We start from the raw sequence: 1,401 nt of genomic DNA on the forward strand, positions 1-1,401 counted from the left end.
AGTTGTTGGATTTCTTCTCGCAGTTGGGCTTGCTCCTTTATGTGAATTTCTCCTCTCACTTTCAATGAAAAATTATAATGCTTTATGAAAGATCGTCCGATCTTCGAGCTGCATGACCCACTCCGAAAATGGATTGGGGGGCATTCGTTTTAAGCTGCCGTGCATTCTACGATTGTTGTAGAAATCCATGTAACGGTCTACTGCTTCATAAGCTTCATCAAAGGTCATGAAGTCCATCTTAGAAAAGAGATCACGCTCAAGCAGGCTGTGGAACGATTCAATGTAAGCATTCATGTTTGGGCTCCTTGGCGGTATCCGCTCATGCACTATTTCAAGACTCTCACAGGTGTCTCCGAATAGGGTGCTGACGAACTGAGGGCCGTTATCAGATCGAATCACTGGCAACGCTCCTCCAGCCTTTATCCGCTTTTCTAGAGCTCGCCACAACGTCTGACAGGCATGCTTGGCTTCACAAACAGGACCTCTGTAGTAATCAACGATGACACGGTCAAACACATCAATAATGCTGAGCACAAAAAAGAAGCGGTCACGTCCAGCCACGTAACCATATTTAATATCGATTTGCCACAACTGGTTGGGTTCGGTCACTAAACGATTCTTAGCAAGTCTACGCGGGTGCTTGTTTTTCTTCTCCCGCTGTTTGTGTAGGATGCCAAGCTCTTTACAAAGTCGGTACGACTTCTTTTTATCCAGAATAAGTTCGTGCTCGTTACGAAGGCATTGAGCGAGGAGCTTGTACCCATACACATGCTCTTCGCCTTCGGCGAGCTCTAAGAGCCATTCTTTAATCTGCTCGTCGCTTACCTTCTGTCCCGTTTTCGTCAGTGAGTATCCCGGATAAGGACGACCTTTCTTAGTATTGGACGTGTTAACCAACGGGTACGCTACGCGTTTCTTACGATCGTAATAAGTAGATTCCGACAAACCAATCATTCGCAAAACGACCGCTGCCTTTTCACCCCGCCTAATGAATTGATCTGCTATCTCGTATTTTTCGGATAAGCGGGGTTCGGCTTTTTTAGCAGTTCACGTAGTATTTCTATTTCAAGCTCTTTTTCACCGAGCATCTTTATTGCCTTTTCATATTTTTCTTCGAGTTCCTGGAGCCTTTTCAGTTCCTGAATTTGCTCATCGGTTGAAGGGATCTGGTCGTCTCCAATTCTATCACGATATTCTTTTACCCAAGTACGAATGGTCTCAGGATGGATCTCATATTTCCTAGCTAGTACCGCAACCTTGATCCCCGAAAGGGCTTCTTGGACAATCTTGAGTCTCGCCTCTTCAAAAACTTTTCTCGCACGCATTTTGTCTTCCTCCCCTTTAATTTTAGTCTAATTTATTGGGAAGAAAGACTCCAGTTTAATTAGGGGGCCTAGGAGA

At 44.9% G+C, this 1,401-nt stretch carries 2 protein-coding genes; both read right to left on the minus strand.

Features of this window, described 5'->3' with window-relative positions:
• Positions 1–72: 72 nt before the first annotated feature.
• A complete protein-coding gene (locus NV381_RS38090; RefSeq protein WP_258218457.1) occupies positions 73–960 on the minus strand; it encodes an IS3 family transposase in 888 nt (295 codons plus the stop codon).
• 41 nt (positions 961–1,001) lie between these two features.
• Positions 1,002–1,325, minus strand: a complete 324-nt coding sequence (locus tag NV381_RS38095) for a transposase (RefSeq protein WP_258218458.1) — start codon at positions 1,323–1,325, stop codon at positions 1,002–1,004.
• Positions 1,326–1,401: the final 76 nt, after the last annotated feature.

Source organism: Paenibacillus radicis (ex Xue et al. 2023) (assembly GCF_024722015.1).
Taxonomy (GTDB): domain Bacteria; phylum Bacillota; class Bacilli; order Paenibacillales; family NBRC-103111; genus Paenibacillus_S.